Source organism: Morganella morganii H1r, from assembly GCF_000633515.1.
Lineage (GTDB): Bacteria > Pseudomonadota > Gammaproteobacteria > Enterobacterales > Enterobacteriaceae > Morganella > Morganella morganii_B.
Genome location: NZ_AYMP01000031.1, coordinates 79,835 through 100,057 on the forward strand (window position 1 = coordinate 79,835; position 20,223 = coordinate 100,057).

Consider the following 20,223-nt stretch of genomic DNA (forward strand, 5'->3'; position numbering starts at 1 on the left):
AATTAACTCATTATTTTAAATTAGGTGATGCAGAAAACAGGGTTTCCTGGTGTAACAATTGTTCTGTCAGCAGCAGTTCCTGATTCACACCGGTGATGGTCATCAGCCGGTGGCGGCAGGTCAGCCAGCTTTCCGCTGTATTCAGTAAGTGTGCGCTGCTGTAATGCGTTGCCAGTTGTGCAACAAGAGCAGACTGATCCTGATTCAGACAGGCAGGTGCCATATTCTGCTGATATTTTACCGCATCCATAAACAGAGTCGTCAGCCAGCTGATGCGTTTTTCCGCATCCTGATGATTCAGTTCAGATAACAGCGATAAAAAGTCTCCGCTGCGTACGGACGCTGCCAGTTGCGTAAACAGGTTCAGGCGATTCTGCCAGTCAGCGGTGGTCAGCAGTGACAATGCCGCCGCCGGGGCATTGTGACAAAGATTCAGCGCAGTCTGCCGCGACACCGCATCAGACTGCGGATGCTCGCGCTGTAACCACTGTACACCGGTATCCGCTGACGGCGGAGCCAGATGATAAGCAAAACAACGGCTGCGCAGTGTCGGCAGCAACTGTTCCGCCCCCCGGCTTTGTAACACAAACCAGGTATTCTCTGTCGGCTCTTCCAGGGTTTTCAGCAAGGCGTTGGCAGCCGCTTCGGTCAGCAGTTCCGCCTGCGGAATATGCACCAGTTTGGCCCCCCCTTGCTGGGCGTGCTCGTACAACTTTTCTGTCACGGCCCGCACCGCATCAATCCCGATGGCGGATTTGCCTTTTTCCGGCTGCAACAGATAAAAATCCGGATGGGTGCCTGCCAGCATCAGCTTACAGCTGTGGCACTCCCCGCAGCTTTTGATGCCCTGCGGCTGCTGACACATCCGCAGCCGCGTCAGGGCATAAGCCAGCTCGTCGGTGCCGGTACCGGATATGCCGTACAGCAGCAGAGCATGGTGTCCCTGACCGGACAACCATGCGGTTGCCAGCTGACGGTAAACAGGATTAAGCCACGGATACCAGTTCATTACGCCTCTTTCTGCTGTGCCAGCCAGTTCAGTATGGCAGAGCGGATTGATTGATGAACATTATCCATTGATTGCGAAGCATCAATGGTCACAATGCGCGGATCGGACTCTGCCAGCTCCAGATAACGGGATCGGGTGCGGCGGAAGAAATCCAGTGATTCCTGTTCGATTCTGTCCAGTTCGCCCCGGCTGCGGGCACGCGCCAGGCCGGTTTCCGGCGGCAGGTCGAGATACAGGGTAAAATCAGGATAAAAATCCCCCAGTACGGTATCACGCAGTGACTCCATCAGTTGGCGATCGATACCGCGTCCGCCGCCCTGATAGGCCTGCGAGGAGAGATCATGGCGATCGCCGATCACCCATTGTCCGCGCGCCAGTGCCGGTTTGATAACATTATCGACCAGCTGAATACGGGCAGCGTATAACATCAGTACTTCCGCTTTATCGGTAACCGTTTCGCCGTCGATCCCGTCCTTAATCAGGGTACGCAGTCTTTCTGCCAGCGGCGTGCCGCCCGGTTCGCGGGTATAGATCAGATCTGTGATGCCGTTTTCGCGCAGTGTATCAACAATCACCTGACGTGCCGTGGTTTTCCCGGCACCTTCAAGTCCTTCAATTACAATAAATTTGCCTGTCATTGTTTTTTTAATCCGTTACGGTAATCCGCAACCGCCCGGTTGTGATCCCGTAAATTCGTGGTAAATACATGTCCGCCTTTGCCGTCTACGACAAAGTAAAGGTATCCGGTGGTGTCCGGTCTGGCTGCCGCTTCCAGCGAGGCACTGCCCGGCATGGCGATAGGGGTCGGCGGCATGCCGTCAATCTGATAGGTATTATACGGTGTTGCCCGCGTCAGGTCGCTGCGGTAAATCGTGCCCTGATAACGCTCACCCATGCCGTAAATCACGGTCGGGTCGGTTTGCAGGCGCATTTTCAGTTTCAGCCTGTTCATAAAGACCGAGGCCACTTTTTTGCGTTCGCCGTCCACGCCGGTCTCTTTTTCAATCAGCGAGGCCATGATCAGCATTTCATACGGGTCGGCATAAGGTAAGTCGGTATTACGGGTTTTCCATGCCGCCGCGAGTTTGGTTTCCATCTGCTGATGCGCCCGTTTCAGGATTTGAGTATCTTCCATTCCGGCGGTATAAAGGTAAGTATCCGGATAAAAACGCCCTTCCAGATGACTCCCTGCAGGCAGGCCGAGCATTTCCGTCAGTTTATCCGCCGGTAAATCCGCGAGGGTCTGTTTCATGTAAGGCGCTTCTGACAGAATCTTCTGCCAGTCCGCTAATTTACTGCCTTCCACAAAACGGATACTGAATTGCGCCTCTTTACCGCTGACAAACAGTTGCAGCATGCTTTTGACCGTCATATCCGGCGTCAGGCGGTAAGTACCGGCCTTGATTTTTGCCAGTTCCGGCTCCAGTTGCAGCAGCCAGTCATAATTGTGTGATTCCGGGATAATCCCGCTTTCCGCCAGTTTTTTCTCCAGCGCCACACGACCGGTCCCCGGCGGAATGGTGAAAATGGTCTCTTCAGTGACAGAAATTTTTTGCCCGGAAAATGCGTTCACCTGATGATAAAGCCAGTACGCCACGCCGCCCGCAACCGCAAGCAGCACCAAAAATGTCACAAGGAAAATCCGTGTTTTTTTCATCAGTCATTAACTCTGTTCAATCAGGGTATTGCTGCCGGACAATGCGGCAAAAGCCAGGTAAAGAGTGAGCGGGAGGTATAATGCCAGTGATGACGGTCATCCGCACGGATCTCATTGACCGGCATCACCGGCATCAGCGCGTTGCACATAATCACTTCATCCGCTTTTGCCAGCACCTGCGGAAAACGTTCGGTTTCATAACAGCGGTAACGGCTGCCTTTCAGCACATCCATGATGTGCGCGCGCATCACACCGGCCACGCCGCATTTGCTCAGTGACGGGGTAAATACGTCATCACCGCAGCGCCAGAACAAATTGGCACTGCATCCTTCGGTCAGAAGGCCGTCAGTATCACAGACAATGGCTTCATCGGCCTGCTGTTCTGCCGTATAACGGCGGATCAGCACCTGCTCCAGCCGGTTCAGGTGTTTGATACCCGCCAGATACGGATTGACGGACAACGGTACCGGGCTTTTCACCACCGATAACCCGCGATCCTGCAATGCCGGATAGCTTTCCGGATATGCGGAGCGGATCAGGATCACTACCGGCGGTACATCCGCACGCAGGTAACCGCGCCCCTGCTCACCGGCAGAAATAATCACTTTCAGTACAGCATCGGTGCTGCCGTCTGCGGCCTGCATTATCCACTGAATCAGCAGTGCATCATCCGGCGGCGTCAGCCCCAGCCCGGCACAACCGCTGCGGATCCGGTGCAGGTGGCGTGACAGCAGAGATGGTTTGCTGTTGACAATGCGCATCGTGGTAAAACAACCGTCACCAAACTGCACACTGCGATCAGAAATCGCAATGGTGTGCTGCGCTACACCATTGACCCAGTAATGCGTCTGTTGTGTCATAGCCAACTCATTGTTTTAACGGTTGTTATTTAACCGTCATTCAGTATGCGGACAGACCTGTATAATAGTACAGCTGTGATTTTTGTGCAAAAGCACGATAACACCGGGCATCAGATAAAAAAAAAGCGCCGTCAGGCGCTTTTCTCCGGAAAACAAACTCAGATCTTACGGAAAATCAGGGAACCGTTGGTGCCGCCGAAGCCGAAAGAGTTACAGAGTGCGTATTCCATACCTTCCACTTTGCGGGCTTTGCCCGGTACAAAGTCGAGTTTGCAGACCGCTTCATCCTGATTATCCAGGTTGATGGTCGGCGGTATAATCTGATCACGCAGTGCCAGAATGGTAAAAATGGACTCCACTGCACCGGCGGCACCCAGCAGGTGACCGGTCATGGATTTGGTGGAACTGACCAGAACGTTTGTTCCTTCACCAAATACCGTTTCAACGGCTTTTGCTTCCGCCACATCACCTGCAGAGGTGGATGTACCGTGAGCATTGATATAACCGATGCTGTCAGCAGGAATGCCTGCATCCTGAATCGCGTTTGCCATGGCCAGTGCGGCACCGTCACCGTTTTCCGGTGGTGATGTCATGTGATAAGCATCGCTGCTCATCCCGAAACCGACCAGCTCCGCGTAGATTTTTGCACCGCGGTTTTTCGCGTGTTCGTACTCTTCCAGCACCAGCATACCGGCGCCGTCACCCAGCACAAACCCGTCACGATCTTTATCCCACGGACGGCTTGCGCCCTGAGGATTGTCATTATTGGTGGATAAGGCACGCGCAGCACCGAACCCGGCAACACCTAATGGTGTGCTGGCTTTTTCAGTACCACCGGCAACCATCACATCCGCATCACCGTAAGCGATGATCCGGGCAGCATGACCAATATTATGCACGCCGGATGTACAGGCAGTGGCAATAGAAATGCTTGGTCCGCGCAGGCCGTACATAATACTCAGGTGTCCGGCAACCATATTGATGATAGTTGAGGGAACAAAGAACGGACTCACTTTACGCGGGCCGCCGGCAGCCAGAGAGCTGCAGTTTTCTTCAATCAGTCCGAGACCACCAATACCAGAACCAATCGCAGCTCCGATGCGGGTTGCATTGGCTTCTGTTACTTCAATTCCGGAATCCGCAATTGCCTGGATACCGGCTGCAATACCGTATTGAATGAAGAGATCCATCTTCCGGGCATCTTTGCGCGAAATATTAAAATCTTCGTGATTGAAATCTTTTACCATACCTGCGAATTTGGTCGCATGGTTAGAGGTGTCAAAATGCTCAATCAGGCTGATACCACTCTGCCCGGCACACACAGCTTTCCAGGATGAATCGACTGTATTACCGACAGGAGATAACATGCCAAGTCCGGTCACGACTACACGACGCTCAGACACGCTTATCCTCCGGGGGGGGAAAATAAAAGAAACAAGGCGGTCGGATGACCGCCTGGACATGAGGGATGCTTACTTGCCTGCGTTCTCAACGTAGTCAATAGCAGCCTGTACAGTTGTGATTTTTTCTGCTTCTTCGTCTGGGATTTCGATGTCGAACTCTTCTTCCAGAGCCATCACCAGCTCAACTGTGTCAAGAGAATCAGCGCCTAAGTCATCAACGAATGAAGCTTCGTTTTTTACTTCTTCCTCTTTAACACCCAGTTGTTCAACGATGATTTTCTTAACACGTTCTTCGATAGCGCTCATACTATTAAATTTCCTATCAAAACTCGCTATATGCGATGGTTTTCGTAGTTTATAAAATACAGGAAAAGATGCAACCCAATCCCGGCTGGTCTAACCATATAAATACTCACTTTTGCGTGTGTTTACACAAAAACGGCAAATGGTCAGCTCAAACATTAAATCATGTACATGCCACCATTGACATGCAATGTCTCGCCTGTGATGTAAGCCGCTTCATCAGAAGCTAAGAAGGCTACAGCACTGGCAATCTCTTCAGCATCACCCAAACGGTTAGCAGGAACCTGAGATAAAATGCCTGCACGCTGGTCGTCTGTCAATGCGCGAGTCATATCGGTTTCGATAAAACCCGGGGCAACGACGTTGACGGTGATACCGCGCGACGCGACTTCACGGGCGAGTGATTTACTGAAACCAATCAGCCCCGCTTTCGCCGCCGCATAGTTAGCCTGTCCGGCATTCCCCATCGTTCCGACCACAGAACCGATGGTGATGATGCGCCCGCAACGCTTTTTCATCATGGCGCGCATAACCGCTTTGGACAGACGGAATACAGATGAAAGATTCGTGTCGAGGATATCCTGCCACTCATCGTCTTTCATACGCATCAGTAAGTTGTCACGTGTGATACCTGCATTATTAACCAAAATATCAATTTCGCCAAACTCAGCGCGAATATTTTCTAATACATGGTCAATGGATGCGCTGTCGGTCACGTTCAGCGCAAGGCCTTTACCCTTTGCGCCCAAGTATTCACTGATAGCTGCCGCACCGCTTTCGCTGGTTGCAGTACCAATGACAGTTGCACCGCGTGCTGCTAATTTTTCAGCAATTGCACGGCCGATTCCGCGGCTCGCACCGGTGACAAGGGCAATTTTGCCTTCAAAGCTCATCTCAACCTCAGCGATTTTCAAGTGCTGTTTCCAATGATGCCATATCATTGACAGCAGATGATGTTAATGTTTTCACAATACGCTTAGTCAGCCCGGTCAGTACTTTGCCCGGCCCTGCTTCCAGCAGATCTTCAACACCCTGCGCGGCCATAAACTCAACAGTTTCGGTCCAGCGTACCGGATTATAAAGCTGACGGACTAATGCATCACGAATTGCATCGGCGGAAGTCTCTATCTTAACATCAACATTGTTCACAACAGAAAAGATTGGTGTATTAAATGTGATATTTTTTAGCGCAACGGCTAATTTATCAGCAGCCGGCTTCATTAATGCACAATGTGACGGCACACTGACCGACAACGGCAGCGCACGTTTTGCCCCGGCTTCCTTACATAATGCCCCGGCACGCTCAACCGCGTCTTTCTCACCGGCGATAACCACCTGGCCCGGCGAGTTAAAGTTAACCGGTGATACGACCTGCCCCTGAGCAGCCTCTTCACAGGCTTTGGCGATAGCATCATTGTCCAGACCGATGATGGCATACATTGCCCCGGTACCGGCCGGAACGGCTTCCTGCATCAGGCGGCCGCGTAATTCCACCAGTTTGATGGCTTCTTTAAAATCCATCACACCGGCACACACCAGCGCGGAGTATTCCCCCAGGCTGTGACCTGCCATCATGGCAGGCATGGCGCCGTTTTTTTCCTGCCAGACACGCCAGATGGCCACAGAGGCCGCCAGCAGTGCAGGCTGAGTCTGCCAGGTTTTATTCAGTTCCTCTTCCGGCCCGTTCTGAACGAGTGCCCATAAATCGTAGCCCAGTTCAGCGGATGCTTCGGCAAAGGTTGCCTCAACGACCGGAAAATTTGCCGCGAGATCCGCCAGCATACCGACTGACTGAGAACCCTGCCCCGGAAATACCATTGCATATGCAGACATGATTTAGCTTCCTGAAAAATTAAAAACGAATTAATGCAGAACCCCAGGCAAAACCACCGCCGAAGGCTTCAATCAGAATCAGCTGACCGCGTTTGATGCGCCCGTCACGAACCGCTTCGTCGAAGGCCGTCGGTACAGAGGCCGCAGAGGTATTACCGTGACGATCCAGGGTTACCACCACTTTATCCATGCCCATATTTAATTTTTTTGCTGTGGCACTGATAATGCGCAGGTTTGCCTGATGCGGCACCAGCCAGTCGAGTTCTGATTTATCAATATTGTTCGCCACCAGCGCTTCTTCAACGACGTTGGCTAATTCGCGGACCGCCACACGAAACACCTCGTTACCTGCCATTGTCAGGTACGCCGGTTTTTCGCTGTCTTTGCGATCTTTATTCGGTAATGTCAGCAGATCGCCGTAACGACCGTCCGCATGTAAATGCGTGGAGAGAATGCCCGGCTCTTCTGAGGCTTCAACCACAAAGGCACCTGCGCCGTCACCAAACAGGATAACCGTACCGCGATCTGCCGGATCCAGCGTTTTCGCCAGCACATCCGAACCGATCACCAGGGCTTTTTTCGCCATACCGGTTTTAATGAACTGATCCACCACACTGATAGCATAGCTGAAACCGGCACACGCCGCCGCCACATCAAAGGAGATGCAGCTGTCAATGCCCAGCAGTTTCTGGATTTCACAGGCTGCGCTCGGGAAACCGTGCGTGGAAGAAGTGGTACCCACAACGATCAGATCGATATCACCGGCAGGAATACCCGCCATATCCAGTGCGTTCAGTGCTGCCTGGTGTCCCATCGTAACAACGGTTTCATCATCACCGGCCAGACGGCGCTCACGGATACCCGTACGAGTAACAATCCACTCATCGGTTGTGTCGACCATTTTTTCCAGATCAGCATTTGTGCGGATTTGTGCAGGAAGATAGCTCCCGGTTCCTAAAATTTTTGTATACATATTAGTTAGTTACTCTTGGGTAATACCATAGCGAGGCGGGTTGCGATTCGTTCAGGCACCTGCTTTTCAACAGTCTGAACCGCCTGCGTTATGGCAGCGTTGAATGCACTTACATTCGCCGCACCGTGACTTTTAATCACAATGCCGCGTAATCCTAACAGAGAAGCACCGTTATACTGGTCGGGGTTCAGGTGACTGAAGCGTTTATTCAGCCATTTTGTCACCACTTTCTTCACCAGTTTGTACAGCAGGGATGAAGATTTGCCTTCATTTTGTGATTTAAACATAGAAAGGATCACACGAATCACCCCTTCCATGGTTTTCAGGGTAACATTACCCGCGAAGCCGTCACAGACCAGCACATCGGTTTTACCGGTCAGCAGCTCGTTACCTTCTGCATAGCCGATATAATTGATGCCCGGTATCGATTTCAGCACCGTGGCTGCTTCGCGGATATTGTCGAGTCCCTTGGTTTCTTCTTCACCGATGTTCAGTAATGCCACACGCGGATGCGGGATCCCGGCCACATCTTCTGCCATCACCGCGCCCATAATAGCAAACTGCACCAGCATCTCACTGCTGCACTCCGCATTTGCACCCAGATCAAGCAGCACCGTTTTGCCTTTCTTCTGATTCGGCACCACGGTCATCAGTGCAGGACGCTCGATGCCGTCAATGGATTTCAGCATCAGTTTCGCCAGCCCCATCAGCGCCCCGGTGTTTCCGGCACTGACGCACGCCTGTGCCTCCCCTTCTTTCACCAGTTCCAGCGCGATACGCATGGATGTGCCTTTACTCTGGCGGATAGCCTGAGAAGGTTTGGCATCACCGGCAATCGTCTCATAGGCAGGGATCACCCGCAGACGACTGAGCAGCTCAGCATTCTGGTTTGCAAGCAGAGGAGAAATGGAATCAGGGTGCCCGACCAGCAACAGGGTGAGCTTTGGATTAGATGCCAGTGCCTGCAGCGAGGCAGGCACTGTGACATGGGGGCCGATATCCCCACCCATGGCATCTAACGCGATGGTTAGATTAGTCAAGATATCAACGTGCTTAAAAAGCAGCAGATTACTTGTTGATTACCTTACGACCACGGTAGTAACCATCAGCGGTCACATGGTGGCGCAGATGAGTTTCACCAGAGGTTTTGTCAACAGAAACCAGAGTTGCTGACAGTGCGTCATGAGAGCGACGCATACCACGTTTGGAACGAGTTGGTTTATTTTGTTGTACGGCCATTGACCTTACTCCTTAAGTACTTTTCTTTAAACTGGCTAATGCGGCAAACGGATTTGGTTTTTCTGCTTCCGGAGGAAGCTCACCAAAGACTTTCACCGCGTCGGACACTTCACAGTGTTCAGAATCATGTACCGGAACCACAGGCAGAGAAAGAATTAATTCATCTTCAATCATTGCCAGTAAATCTGTCTCACCAAAATCATTTACGTCAATTGGCTCATACTCTTCCGGTAATGCCTCAGCCTGTTCATCGCTGACAACCGGGCTGAAACAATACGTTGCGCGGACATGAAGCGGGAAGATATTACCACACCGCTGACACTCAAGTGAAACATCAGTTTCTGCTGTTCCCTTAATGACTGTCAGACGCTGCGGATCGATTTCAAACGTCAAATCAACATCAACATCGCTGTCCACACTGACTACCGATTCGGCTAACCGCGTAACCTGCTCAGGTGCATAGCACCCCCGGTAATCCAGACGCTTCTGCGCGGCGCGCTTTGCATCAATAGTCAGAGGTAATTTTATCTTTTGCATAAGGCGCGCATCTTATATTCGTAAGACGATATAGTCAAAGAAAATATAGACAGCAAAGAGGGCGGTAACCAGCCTTCCCGCTAAAAATACACTCAATAAGCGGCGCATAGTTTAGAATGAGTTTATTCTTTTTACCACGACTTTCGGAATATTTATGATCTCACTGGTTCTCGCTTCCACCTCCCTGTACCGCAAAGCGTTGCTGGAAAAACTCGGCATCCCGTTTGTATCCGCCGCCCCGGGGACAGATGAAACCCCGCATCCGGCAGAAGACGCGCTGTCGCTGGTGATGCGCCTAGCGCGCGAAAAAGCCCGTTCATTAACGCAGCAGTACCCTGACAGCCTGATTATCGGCTCTGATCAGGTTTGTGTGCTGGACGGGGAAATTACCGGCAAACCGCATCATTATGACGCGGCCTTTGCACAATTGCGCAAAGCCTCCGGTCAGTGCATCACCTTTTATACCGGGCTGAGCCTGTACAACAGTGCCACCGGAGAAGATCACACGATATGTGAACCTTACTGTGTGCATTTCCGTACACTGGATGATGACGAAATCCGGGCCTATCTGCTGGCGGAAATGCCCTATCAGTGTGCCGGAAGCTTTAAATCTGAAGGTTTAGGAATCGCCTTATTTAAAAAACTGCAGGGAGATGACCCTAATACACTGATAGGTTTACCGCTGATCCGACTGACAGAATTACTGATTCAGGCCGGATACAACCCACTGCGGATCCCCCGCTGACACGCTCCGGGGCATCCGATGATTCTGAGGAACTGACATGAAGCTGAAAATGATCGCTGCCGCAACGCTGCTGTTCAGTGCTGCCGGTCTGGCTGCCCCGTCACTGGCGGATAAGACAACTTTTGTTACCGACTGTACAAAAGGCGCTGTGACCAATCTGAAAAACCCGGAGAACCGCAGTAAAGTCCCGGCGGTCTGTGAGTGTGTGTATGACAACTCACTGGCGAAATTCGGTAAAGACGGGCTGGCAAAACTGGATGATCTGGTCCGCAAAGGTCAGAAACTGACAGAGCAGGACTCTCAGGCGATCGGTGAGATTGCACAGAGCTGCACCACAAAGATTATCGGTGTGCAGACGAAGTAACCGCAGAATACCCTCTGTATTAAGCAAAAACCCGCGTTCTGCGCGGGTTCTTTATTTCTGTTCTCTGCTTATTTTGCCTGTTTCGACCGCAGTACCGTCAGGCAATGGCGCAGTTTTTCATCTAACGGTGCCTGAAGGCGCATTGCCTCACCGGTGGACGGATGGGTAAAGGCAAGTGCCGCCGCATGTAAAAACAGCCGGTTAAGCCCCGTCCCTTTCAGCTGAGCATCAAACTGCGCATCACCGTAACGGTTATCAAACGCGATAGGATGGCCCGCATGCAGCGTGTGAACACGGATCTGATGTGTACGGCCGGTGACCGGACTGGCTTTGACCAGCGTGGCCGCCTCAAACCGTTCCTCTACTTTAAACCGTGTTTCCGACGATTTGCCTTCCGGACTGACTTTCACCACGCGCTCGCCGCTCTGGAGAATATTTTTCAGCAGTGGTGCCTGCACCACTTTTACCGAAGACTGCCACTGGCCCCGCACCAGTGCCAGATAATCTTTCTGCATCTGTTTCAGGCGCAGTTGCTCATGCAGCGCCCGCAGCGCGGAACGTTTTTTGGCGATCAATAAAATGCCGGAGGTATCGCGGTCAAGCCGGTGTACCAGCTCCAGGAAACGTGCCTCCGGGCGCAGCGCGCGCATTGCCTCAATCACCCCGAAACTCAGACCGCTGCCGCCGTGTACCGCTGTACCCGCCGGTTTATTAATCACCAGAATATGATCATCTTCATACAATACGCACTTTGCGAGTGCAGACACTTTATCCAGTTTCGCCGACACCGGGGCATCATTTTTCTCAGCCACACGCACCGGCGGGATACGGATGCTGTCCCCGTCCGCGATTTTGTATTCCGGCTTAATCCGGCCTTTATTGACACGCACTTCCCCTTTACGGATGATGCGGTAAATCATGCTCTTCGGCACCCCTTTGAGGCGCGCGAGCAGGAAATTATCAATACGCTGGCCGGCTTCATCGCCGGACACAACAACAAATTGAACTGTCTGATTATCAGTTTTCATGAAACGGGGGGCTATCCTCTGAACCGTTGCTCCGTAAACCGGGATATTTTCCCGGTGAAACAGGCGGCAAATGTGCATCAATGTTTTACGCGGCTATTTTCCCATTTTTTCCGGAAAAAGACCAAGGATTAACGTCATTAACAAATTTCTGCACAAATTTCACCGAAACATGCAATGTCACCTTGCTATAACCACACCGGCAATGGAATAATGCATGCGCCGATTTTGGCAAAACAGATATTTTATCTTTGTCTGACCGATGACAACGCAGCAATGGCGTAAGACGTTATTTCCGGTCAGATAATCAGCGGGCTGCGGGTTGCAGCTTACCGGGCCGGTATCGCGTATAAACGTGATTTTCAGCCGGCAACGGGGATTCAGACAAGACTGAACCTCACCGACACAATTTGCACCTCTATACGATCGACAGCCGGGAGGCTGACGGTGCGGTAAAAGCCACGAGGTCATCGGTTCCGGTAGCAACGAAATTGCCCGCAGCGCACTAACTAAATGAAAAAAATTGAGTAACTTATAATGAAAAGAATGTTAATCAACGCAACTCAGCAGGAAGAGTTGCGTGTTGCCCTTGTTGACGGGCAGCGCTTGTATGATCTGGATATCGAAAGCCCCGGTCACGAACAAAAAAAAGCAAACATCTATAAAGGGAAAATCACCCGTATTGAACCGAGTTTAGAAGCTGCTTTTGTTGACTATGGCGCAGAACGTCACGGTTTCCTTCCCGTCAAAGAAATTGCCCGCGAGTATTTCCCCGCTAATTACCACGCCTCCGGCCGCCCGAATATCAAAGATGTCCTGAGAGAAGGTCAGGAAGTCATTGTACAGGTGGATAAAGAAGAGCGCGGTAATAAAGGCGCGGCACTCACCACCTTTATCAGCCTGGCCGGCAGCTATCTGGTTCTGATGCCGAATAACCCGCGTGCCGGGGGGATTTCCCGCCGTATCGAAGGGGATGACCGCACCGAGCTGAAAGAAGCCCTGTCCGCGCTGGATATCCCGGAGGGTATGGGTCTGATTGTCCGCACCGCCGGTGTGGGTAAATCAGCCGATGCCCTGCGCTGGGATCTCGAGTACCGTATCAAGCACTGGGAAGCCATCAAAAAAGTTGCTGAAGGCCGCCCTGCTCCGTTCCTGATCCATCAGGAAAGTAATGTTATCGTCCGTGCGTTCCGTGATTACCTGCGCCCGGACATCGGTGAAATTCTCATCGATAACCCGAAAATTCTGGAACTGGCACGCAAGCACATCACCGCTATCGGTCGTGCCGACTTTGCCAGCAAAATCAAACTGTATCAGGGCGAAGTGCCGCTGTTCAGTCATTATCAGATCGAATCGCAGATTGAATCCGCTTTCCAGCGTGAAGTCCGCCTGCCGTCCGGCGGTGCGATTGTTATCGACACCACCGAAGCACTGACCGCTATCGATATCAACTCCTCCCGCTCAACGCGCGGCGGTGATATCGAAGAAACCGCTTTTAACACCAACCTGGAAGCGGCGGATGAAATCGCCCGTCAGCTGCGCCTGCGTGACCTCGGCGGCCTGATTGTTATCGACTTTATCGATATGACCCCGGTCCGTCATCAGCGCGAAGTGGAAAACCGCATGCGCGAAGCCGTCCGTCAGGATCGCGCCCGTATCCAGATTGGCCGCATTTCCCGCTTTGGTCTGCTGGAGATGTCCCGTCAGCGTCTGAGCCCGTCACTGGGTGAATCAAGCCACCATGTGTGTCCGCGATGCAGCGGGACCGGGACTGTGCGTGATAACGAATCACTGGCGCTCTCCATTCTGCGTCTGATTGAAGAAGAAGCGCTGAAAGAAAACACCCATCAGGTACATGCGATTGTACCGGTGCCGGTCGCCTCTTATCTGCTGAATGAAAAACGCCGGGCGGTCAGTGCGATTGAAGCACGCCAGGCCGGTGTCAGCGTCATCATCGTGCCGAACAACCAGATGGAAACCCCGCACTTCCGTGTGGTCCGTGTCCGTAAAGGTGATGAAATCGGTACCCTGAGCTACCGCCTGCCGGAGAAATACGAAGCGGAATCCGCTGCCGGTGAAGAAGAGGAAACTCAGGAACGCCGTGCGCCGGAACAACCGGCTATCAATGCCTTTGCTATCACATCCGATGCACCGGTACCGGCACAGACTGCCGCAACCCGCAAACCGGAAAGCAAACGCGATAACCGTCAGGACAAACAGGCACCTGCGGCTTCTGAAGGTGGTTTCTTCAGCCGTTTCATCAAAAAATTGTTCGGCTCCGCACCTGCTGTACCGGAAGAAACTGAACAGAAAGAGAAAAAACAGACTAACGATAACAACCGCCGCGGCGGGAATGATCGTAACAAACAACGCCGTAACCGCCGCGACCGTAATGATCGTAACGGTGAACGTACCGAGCGTACTGACCGTCCTGAGCGCAGTGAACGCAGTGATAACGAATCGCGCAACAAACGCGATCGCGATGCTGTGAATGAGCCGCGTAAAGGCCGTAATCAGAATACACCGAACGAAGATCTGACACCGGAAGAACTGGCCGCCCGCGAAGCACAGCAGCAGTTACGCCGTGAACAGCGTGCAGAGCGTCAGCGCCGCCGTCAGGACGAAAAACGTGCCCAGCAGGATGCGAAAAAACTGCGCGCCCAGCAGGACGAGCAGGATGCCCTGAACAGTGACGGCAATACGGAAGATGATGATGCACCGGCGCCGGTTCGTCAGCGCCGTACCCGCCGCCAGCTGAACGGCTCTGTCCGTGTCACTGATGGTGAAACGCAGACTAAACCGGCTGTTGCAGCACCGGTTCCGGTTGTTATTGATGATGCCCCTGCGGCCGTTACTGCGGATACCGGGGTACCGGCAGCGGCTGAAAGCAATGGTGATGAAGCACACAGCGACAACATCCTGCCGCGCCGCTCACGCCGTTCACCGCGTCATCTGCGGGTAAGTGGTCAGCGCCGCCGCCGTTACCGTGAAGACCGTCAGCTGACGCAGTCTCCGGTTCCGCTGGAAATGGCTGTGTTCTCGCCTGAACTGGCTTCCGGTAAAGTGTGGATCCAGTATCCGGTTGTAACACCTGCTGCACAGGCAGAACAGGAAATTGCAGCTGAGACACCGGAAATCACCGAAACAACCGCTGTAATTACAGAAACCGGCGTTGTTGCTCAGGTGATGACTGAAGCGGCAGAAACCTCTGTTGCGGCAGAACAGTTCTCTCTGACTGTCGCGTCTGAAGCACCTCAGACCACGGCGCCGGAAGAAACACCTGTTGCGGATACTGTCACTGAATCTGTACCGGCAGAAGAGCCTGTACAGGAAACTGCTAACGTTATCGCTGATGAGCCTGTTGCTGTCACAGAACCTGTTGTACCGGTTGTTGTTGCAGAACCGGAAGTGATTGCAGAGCCTGAACCGGTTGTTGTGGCAGAGCCTGTTACCGCACCGGCTGCGGCAACGGTTACTGAAACAACCGTCGTTGTGGCCGGTCGCCATGCTTATTCACCGATGACCAAAGCCCCTGCTCCGGCAACCACCGGCGACGCTTTTGTTATCACCGAATATCAGCGCGAAGCCCGTGAAGCCTATGCGCTGCACGGTGCAGGTGGTCATGCTGCCACTAACCATGCAGCATCAGAGCCGTCAAAAACCCTGCTCTGATTAATCCGCACTGAACTGAAAATGGCTCCCCCGGGAGCCATTTTTTTATGACAAAAGATAAAAAAACCGTGAATATTCAATTCACGGTTTCTGCTGTTCAGGTTATGCGATTACTTGATATCTTTGATATCGCCCATTGCCTTGAGTTCTCTGGAGATTTCGCGGCGCTCTTTTGACAGATCCGCATTCTTGATAATGTACTCATCCACACGATCTTCATAGTCACTGCGCATATTGGCAATGATGGCCTGGATATCTTCAATGGACATACCCGGCTTGATGTAATCACTCAGGTTATCAAGCAGAAGTACACGTTTCTGGTTATCACGAATTTTCTTTTCGTTGTCAGTTATTTCACGCAGTATTTTGTTTTTACGGCGAAACATACGAACGAACTCCAGGACATTGTGAAAGGAAGGCTTGGTTGTGTTGTCCATTATTCTACCCTTAGTCATATCTGAAATGTGATTCATTAAACAATACAGGTTAACCATGACTGCCGACAAGCAATTCTGCCGGTTTTCTGCGGTTTTCTTCAGTGTAGCGTATTTCTGAGCGGAATTGTTTCAGCAGATGCAAATTCCGCACAAAATCCCGTTATTTTCTGCTGAGCCCCGGCAGTCCCTGTCTCCGGAACATTCACCGGCGAAATTGGTATTTTGTCCGCGATTTGTTACCCTGTAGCCCATCCTTTATCAGAAAACGGGCCATACGGTGTCTTCAGCACAATTTTTCTTTCACGATTACGAAACCTTCGGGCAGGATCCTGCCGGTGACCGCCCGGCGCAGTTTGCCGGTGTCCGCACGGACAGCGAATTCAATATTATCGCCGACCCGGTGATCGCCTACTGCGCCCCGGCGGATGATTATCTGCCGCAGCCCGCCGCAGTGATGATAACCGGCATTACGCCGCAGGAAGCGTTGCAGAAAGGCGTTAATGAGGCGCAATTTGCCAGGCTGATTCATGACACCTTTACACAGCCGGACACCTGTATTCTCGGCTATAACAGCATTCGTTTTGATGATGAAGTCACCCGTAATATTTTCTACCGGAATTTTTACGACCCGTATGCCTACAGCTGGATGAACCGCAATTCCCGCTGGGATCTGATCGATATCACCCGCGCCTGTTATGCGCTGCGTCCGGACGGTACAAACTGGCCGGAGAATGACGAAGGACTGCCGAGCTTTAAGCTGGAGCATCTGACCGCCGCCAACGGTATCGCCCATGAAAACGCCCACGATGCGATGGCGGATGTGTATGCCACCATTGCCATGGCAAAACAGCTGCGCGGCGCACAACCGCGTCTGTTCGATTATTTCTTCAGCCTGCGCGATAAGCGCAAACTCGCGGCACTGATTGATATTCCCGCCATGAAACCGCTGGTACATGTCTCCGGCATGTTCGGGGCGATCCGTGCCAATACCAGCCTGGTGGCACCGCTGGCATGGCATCCGGATAACCGCAATGCTGTGATTATGTGTGATCTCGCCGGTGATCTGACCCCGCTGCTGACGCTGGATGCGGATACCCTGCGCGAACACCTGTACACCCGCCGTGATGATCTGCCGGAAGGCGCTTCCCCGGTACCGCTCAAACTGGTGCATATCAATAAATGCCCGATCCTGGCACCGGAAAATACCCTGCGCCCGCAGGATGCACAGCGTATCGGATTGGATAAAGACCGGTGTGCCCGTAATGCAGAGTTGCTGCATCAGCATCCGGAGATCCGCGAGAAAGTGGTGGCGGTTTTTGCTCAGCCGCGTGAATTCCCGGTACAGAATGATGTCGATCGCATGATTTACCAGGGCTTTTTCAGTGAATCAGATAAAGCGGCCATGACCATTATCCGCGAAACAGATCCGAAAAATCTGCCTGCACTGGAACTGAGTTATCAGGATGCCCGTCTGCCGGAATTACTGTTCCGCTACCGCGCCCGGAATTTCCCCGGCACACTGGACGAACATGAGCAGCAGCGCTGGCTTGCCCATCGCCGTGAGGTGTTCAGTCAGGATAATTTAACCCGTTATTTCGGACAGATTGGTGAAATGATGCAGGAATATCAGCATGATGCAAACAAGACAGAATTGCTGAAAAAGCTGGTGCAGTACGCGCAGCACCTGGCAGAGTAAGCAGACAGACCGCCGGGAGCAACACTCCCGGCGGTAAAATTACCCCGCTTTATTAACGGTATAAAACACCCGGCACAGGGATTCCCTGTACTTCGGACAAACAGAAACCATCCGCGTGCGGCTCTCAGTATCCCGTCCCAGTTCTTTCAGCACCCCTTTGGTGATCAGCGAATCCGCACTGCTGTGCTTGATGCCGATACTGACATTTTCATCACGGGCATTCAGGATATAGACAATCAGCGCCCGCTCATCGGTGCTGAGGTTATGCAGAACCTCTGCTTTATGGCACTTGACCTGAACCGCTTTGCCGAAGGCATTTTTGAGTCTTTTAAACATAATCATCAGTAATCAGAAAGAAAAGCTGATTATAATGAATTTAATCCCTTATTAACATTCATGGTTTATACTGATTTTCTGTACCTCTGAAAGATCACTTCTGATGCTGACTGCAACTGCACCCTTCATGTCCTTCACCCCAGTATTTTAATTTACTGGTTTTACCCAGCCCCGGATTCAGGGTATTGGTCGGGTCGGTGGCTTTATAGAAGGCTTTCAGCTGTGGTTTGGCTTTATACAAATGACCGACATTATGCTCTGCCGGATATTCCGCCCCGCGCGTGTTCAGGATTTCCAGCATCGCCTCTTTCAGCGCATGCGGATCCACACCTTTCTTCACAATATAGTCCTGATGGAAAACGTGGCATAAAAAATGTCCGTAGTAGAGTTTATGCACCAGTTTGCTCTCAATTTCCGGCGGCAGGACTTCCAGCCATGCCTGATCATTACGGCGCAGTGCAATATCCAGCGCAAGAATATCCTCTACTTTACTGCTGTTAACCGCATGATAACGGATGGCGGCACCGGCGGCCACAAAGCGGTGCAGGAAGGCATCTGCCCCCTCTTTGGCATCACACTCAAAGAAAGCGCCCTCTGCATTATCAAAGAAATGGCTCAGCCAGTTGCGGGCTTCATCAATCCCCTCACCGGCCATTTTCAGCATCAGGTGATGCTCGTATTTATCGCGGTACTCTTCCATCCGGCGCGGCAGATGATTCGGCCACAAATGGCTGAATAACTGCATCGTGCGGTCAATCAGGTTTTTCGGCAGCAACGGAATTTTATTGAAAACAGCATCCATTCTCCCTTTGATGGTGAACAATTTCGGCATTTTTTCGGTGCCGAGCTTATCAATCATCAGGAAGCTGTCTTTACCGTAGACTTTCGCGATGTCATAACACTCGCGGTGCATATATTCACCGGCCACCGGCAGATGCTCAAACTCCGCGAGAATATGACGGCGGATATCTTCCAGCACAGAAGGTGTATTGGTGCCGATGTAGAAGACTTTATTTTCACCCTGAGACGGGAACGTATCCAGGCGCACAGCAAACACCACCAGCTTACCGGCACAGCCGGAGGCTTCAAACAGGCGGCGTTCGTCGGCGTTGAAACGGGACGGGGTATCCGCATCCACATCACGGATACGCTGATGATAATCATGGTCAGAAGCCGGCTTATCCGTATCCTCAATATCCGCATCCTGATACTGCCGGTATTCCAGGCAATTCAGAATTTCTTCGGGGGTGGAGCCCAAATCAATCCCCAGATGGTTGACCAGTTCTGCGGTGCCGTCTGCATTAACACGGCCGTACAGCGCCAGTTCGGTATAAGCAGGACCGCGCTGCACCAGCGAACCGCCGGAGTTATTACAAATACCGCCGACCACGGAAGCCCCGATACAGGAAGAACCAATGACGGAATGCGGCTCACGGCCCAGCGGTTTCAGTACTTTTTCCAGATGCCACAGCGTGCTGCCGGGCAGTGCCACCACCTGCTGCTGTTTTGTCAGAACCTGAATTTTATCCAGACGCAGCGTGCTGATAATAATAATTTCGCGGTCATAATCATCCCCGCTCGGGGTGGAGCCTTCCGTCAGACCGGTATTGGCTGCCTGCATAATCACAATTCTGTCAGCCTCAACAGCGGCTTTAAACACCTGCCACAATTCATACAGTGTACCCGGGAACACCACTGCCAGCGCGCTGCCTTCACCGGAACGGAACCCCTTGCGGTAGCGCTCCGTCTTACGCGGTTCTGTTAAAATGTGTTTGTGGCTGACAATGTCTGTCAGTGTCTGAATAAGACGTGCGCCGTCAGGTTGCTGACTGTTGATCATACATTCCCCCGCTCAGGTTACTTATAGTTCGCTAAATAACCATTATGCCCCTTATTTTATTTATAATACGAATAAAACAAAAAGCCAATAAGTTATTAACAATCAATTTGTTAGCATAAAAAATAAAATTAAAATGCAGCTTTATGAGCAACTTTATGTACAAATAAGTTATGCACCATTGCGCACCAAAGCCCTCTGTACGCATATATATCTCTCTGCCAATTGTACTCTTGACATTCATCAACTACACGCCTAAATTTCACTGTATATTTAAGGGTCTTCCCTTGTTGTGGT

At 52.0% G+C, this 20,223-nt stretch carries 20 protein-coding genes; 4 read left to right on the plus strand and 16 right to left on the minus strand.

What is annotated here, in order from left to right; translation table 11 throughout:
• Window positions 1–10 precede the first annotated feature (10 nt).
• The 12 genes from holB to yceD all read right to left on the minus strand — a co-directional run bounded on the left by holB (window position 11) and on the right by yceD (window position 9,814).
• The gene (holB, locus tag U868_RS0117975; protein WP_025154513.1) at window positions 11–1,009 is read right to left on the minus strand and encodes a DNA polymerase III subunit delta'; all 999 of its coding nucleotides are present in this window, start codon (window positions 1,007–1,009) and stop codon (window positions 11–13) included.
• Window positions 1,009–1,647 carry a dTMP kinase gene (tmk, locus tag U868_RS0117980; RefSeq protein ID WP_025154514.1) on the minus strand — a complete coding sequence of 213 codons (639 nt, stop codon included), beginning with the start codon at window positions 1,645–1,647 and terminating at the stop codon, window positions 1,009–1,011. Before tmk ends, holB begins: the two co-directional genes overlap by 1 nt.
• Complete coding sequence (mltG, locus tag U868_RS0117985; RefSeq protein WP_025154515.1) at window positions 1,644–2,666, minus strand: endolytic transglycosylase MltG; 1,023 nt, start codon at window positions 2,664–2,666, stop codon at window positions 1,644–1,646. The genes tmk and mltG overlap by 4 nt, the downstream gene beginning before the upstream one ends.
• 20 nt (window positions 2,667–2,686) lie before the next feature.
• Window positions 2,687–3,526 carry an aminodeoxychorismate lyase gene (gene pabC, locus U868_RS0117990; RefSeq protein ID WP_025154516.1) on the minus strand — a complete coding sequence of 280 codons (840 nt, stop codon included), beginning with the start codon at window positions 3,524–3,526 and terminating at the stop codon, window positions 2,687–2,689.
• A 158-nt stretch (window positions 3,527–3,684) separates the two neighbouring features.
• Complete coding sequence (fabF, locus tag U868_RS0117995) at window positions 3,685–4,929, minus strand: beta-ketoacyl-ACP synthase II (protein WP_025154517.1); 1,245 nt, start codon at window positions 4,927–4,929, stop codon at window positions 3,685–3,687.
• Window positions 4,930–4,998: 69 nt separating this feature from the next.
• A complete protein-coding gene (gene acpP, locus U868_RS0118000) occupies window positions 4,999–5,235 on the minus strand; it encodes an acyl carrier protein (RefSeq protein ID WP_004238075.1) in 237 nt (78 codons plus the stop codon).
• A 155-nt stretch (window positions 5,236–5,390) separates the two neighbouring features.
• Complete coding sequence (fabG, locus tag U868_RS0118005) at window positions 5,391–6,125, minus strand: 3-oxoacyl-ACP reductase FabG (protein WP_004240650.1); 735 nt, start codon at window positions 6,123–6,125, stop codon at window positions 5,391–5,393.
• A 7-nt stretch (window positions 6,126–6,132) separates the two neighbouring features.
• Window positions 6,133–7,065, minus strand: coding sequence for an ACP S-malonyltransferase (gene fabD, locus U868_RS0118010; RefSeq protein WP_025154518.1), 933 nt, complete (start codon window positions 7,063–7,065; stop codon window positions 6,133–6,135).
• Between the two features lie 19 nt (window positions 7,066–7,084).
• Entirely contained in the window at window positions 7,085–8,038 is a 954-nt protein-coding gene (locus U868_RS0118015; RefSeq protein WP_004238069.1) for a beta-ketoacyl-ACP synthase III, read from the minus strand.
• Between the two features lie 5 nt (window positions 8,039–8,043).
• On the minus strand, window positions 8,044–9,078 hold the full coding sequence (gene plsX / locus U868_RS0118020; protein ID WP_025154519.1) for a phosphate acyltransferase PlsX: 1,035 nt from the start codon (window positions 9,076–9,078) through the stop codon (window positions 8,044–8,046).
• Between the two features lie 28 nt (window positions 9,079–9,106).
• Window positions 9,107–9,277 carry a 50S ribosomal protein L32 gene (gene rpmF, locus U868_RS24725; protein WP_004240653.1) on the minus strand — a complete coding sequence of 57 codons (171 nt, stop codon included), beginning with the start codon at window positions 9,275–9,277 and terminating at the stop codon, window positions 9,107–9,109.
• Between the two features lie 12 nt (window positions 9,278–9,289).
• Window positions 9,290–9,814, minus strand: a complete 525-nt coding sequence (yceD, locus tag U868_RS0118025) for a 23S rRNA accumulation protein YceD (RefSeq protein ID WP_004238065.1) — start codon at window positions 9,812–9,814, stop codon at window positions 9,290–9,292.
• Between the two features lie 154 nt (window positions 9,815–9,968).
• Between yceD and U868_RS0118030 the strand changes: the two genes are divergently transcribed.
• Both U868_RS0118030 and U868_RS0118035 read left to right on the plus strand, forming a co-directional pair.
• Complete coding sequence (locus U868_RS0118030; protein ID WP_025154520.1) at window positions 9,969–10,559, plus strand: Maf family protein; 591 nt, start codon at window positions 9,969–9,971, stop codon at window positions 10,557–10,559.
• Between the two features lie 37 nt (window positions 10,560–10,596).
• A complete protein-coding gene (locus U868_RS0118035; protein ID WP_025154521.1) occupies window positions 10,597–10,923 on the plus strand; it encodes a hypothetical protein in 327 nt (108 codons plus the stop codon).
• A gap of 68 nt (window positions 10,924–10,991) precedes the next feature.
• Here U868_RS0118035 and rluC read toward each other — a convergent pair whose 3' ends face one another.
• Complete coding sequence (gene rluC, locus U868_RS0118040) at window positions 10,992–11,951, minus strand: 23S rRNA pseudouridine(955/2504/2580) synthase RluC (protein ID WP_025154522.1); 960 nt, start codon at window positions 11,949–11,951, stop codon at window positions 10,992–10,994.
• A gap of 534 nt (window positions 11,952–12,485) precedes the next feature.
• On the opposite strand from rluC, the gene rne reads away from it, so the two are divergent.
• Complete coding sequence (gene rne, locus U868_RS0118045) at window positions 12,486–15,620, plus strand: ribonuclease E (protein WP_025154523.1); 3,135 nt, start codon at window positions 12,486–12,488, stop codon at window positions 15,618–15,620.
• Window positions 15,621–15,730: 110 nt separating this feature from the next.
• Here the strand turns inward: rne and tmaR are convergent, their stop codons facing one another.
• Window positions 15,731–16,057, minus strand: coding sequence for a PTS system regulator TmaR (gene tmaR, locus U868_RS0118050; RefSeq protein ID WP_025154524.1), 327 nt, complete (start codon window positions 16,055–16,057; stop codon window positions 15,731–15,733).
• A 277-nt stretch (window positions 16,058–16,334) separates the two neighbouring features.
• Between tmaR and sbcB the strand changes: the two genes are divergently transcribed.
• Window positions 16,335–17,753 carry an exodeoxyribonuclease I gene (gene sbcB, locus U868_RS0118055; RefSeq protein ID WP_025154525.1) on the plus strand — a complete coding sequence of 473 codons (1,419 nt, stop codon included), beginning with the start codon at window positions 16,335–16,337 and terminating at the stop codon, window positions 17,751–17,753.
• Between the two features lie 39 nt (window positions 17,754–17,792).
• Here sbcB and U868_RS0118060 read toward each other — a convergent pair whose 3' ends face one another.
• The gene (locus U868_RS0118060; RefSeq protein ID WP_240182743.1) at window positions 17,793–18,089 is read right to left on the minus strand and encodes a hypothetical protein; all 297 of its coding nucleotides are present in this window, start codon (window positions 18,087–18,089) and stop codon (window positions 17,793–17,795) included.
• A 94-nt stretch (window positions 18,090–18,183) separates the two neighbouring features.
• On the minus strand, window positions 18,184–19,929 hold the full coding sequence (gene dld, locus U868_RS0118065; RefSeq protein ID WP_025154527.1) for a D-lactate dehydrogenase: 1,746 nt from the start codon (window positions 19,927–19,929) through the stop codon (window positions 18,184–18,186).
• Window positions 19,930–20,223 lie beyond the last annotated feature (294 nt).

Excerpts from the sequence above, each read along its gene's own strand:
- rpmF (WP_004240653.1), bottom strand. The coding sequence starts at position 9,277 with ATGGCCGTACAACAAAATAAACCAACTCGTTCCAAACGTGGTATGCGT.
- holB (WP_025154513.1), bottom strand. The coding sequence starts at position 1,009 with ATGAACTGGTATCCGTGGCTTAATCCTGTTTACCGTCAGCTGGCAACC.
- U868_RS0118035 (WP_025154521.1), top strand. The coding sequence starts at position 10,597 with ATGAAGCTGAAAATGATCGCTGCCGCAACGCTGCTGTTCAGTGCTGCC.
- U868_RS0118060 (WP_240182743.1), bottom strand. The coding sequence starts at position 18,089 with ATGTTTAAAAGACTCAAAAATGCCTTCGGCAAAGCGGTTCAGGTCAAG.
- U868_RS0118015 (WP_004238069.1), bottom strand. The coding sequence starts at position 8,038 with ATGTATACAAAAATTTTAGGAACCGGGAGCTATCTTCCTGCACAAATC.
- tmk (WP_025154514.1), bottom strand. The coding sequence starts at position 1,647 with ATGACAGGCAAATTTATTGTAATTGAAGGACTTGAAGGTGCCGGGAAA.
- U868_RS0118030 (WP_025154520.1), top strand. The coding sequence starts at position 9,969 with ATGATCTCACTGGTTCTCGCTTCCACCTCCCTGTACCGCAAAGCGTTG.
- dld (WP_025154527.1), bottom strand. The coding sequence starts at position 19,929 with ATGATCAACAGTCAGCAACCTGACGGCGCACGTCTTATTCAGACACTG.
- fabD (WP_025154518.1), bottom strand. The coding sequence starts at position 7,065 with ATGTCTGCATATGCAATGGTATTTCCGGGGCAGGGTTCTCAGTCAGTC.
- tmaR (WP_025154524.1), bottom strand. The coding sequence starts at position 16,057 with ATGGACAACACAACCAAGCCTTCCTTTCACAATGTCCTGGAGTTCGTT.
- mltG (WP_025154515.1), bottom strand. The coding sequence starts at position 2,666 with ATGAAAAAAACACGGATTTTCCTTGTGACATTTTTGGTGCTGCTTGCG.
- yceD (WP_004238065.1), bottom strand. The coding sequence starts at position 9,814 with ATGCAAAAGATAAAATTACCTCTGACTATTGATGCAAAGCGCGCCGCG.
- pabC (WP_025154516.1), bottom strand. The coding sequence starts at position 3,526 with ATGACACAACAGACGCATTACTGGGTCAATGGTGTAGCGCAGCACACC.
- rluC (WP_025154522.1), bottom strand. The coding sequence starts at position 11,951 with ATGAAAACTGATAATCAGACAGTTCAATTTGTTGTTGTGTCCGGCGAT.
- rne (WP_025154523.1), top strand. The coding sequence starts at position 12,486 with ATGAAAAGAATGTTAATCAACGCAACTCAGCAGGAAGAGTTGCGTGTT.
- fabG (WP_004240650.1), bottom strand. The coding sequence starts at position 6,125 with ATGAGCTTTGAAGGCAAAATTGCCCTTGTCACCGGTGCGAGCCGCGGA.
- acpP (WP_004238075.1), bottom strand. The coding sequence starts at position 5,235 with ATGAGCGCTATCGAAGAACGTGTTAAGAAAATCATCGTTGAACAACTG.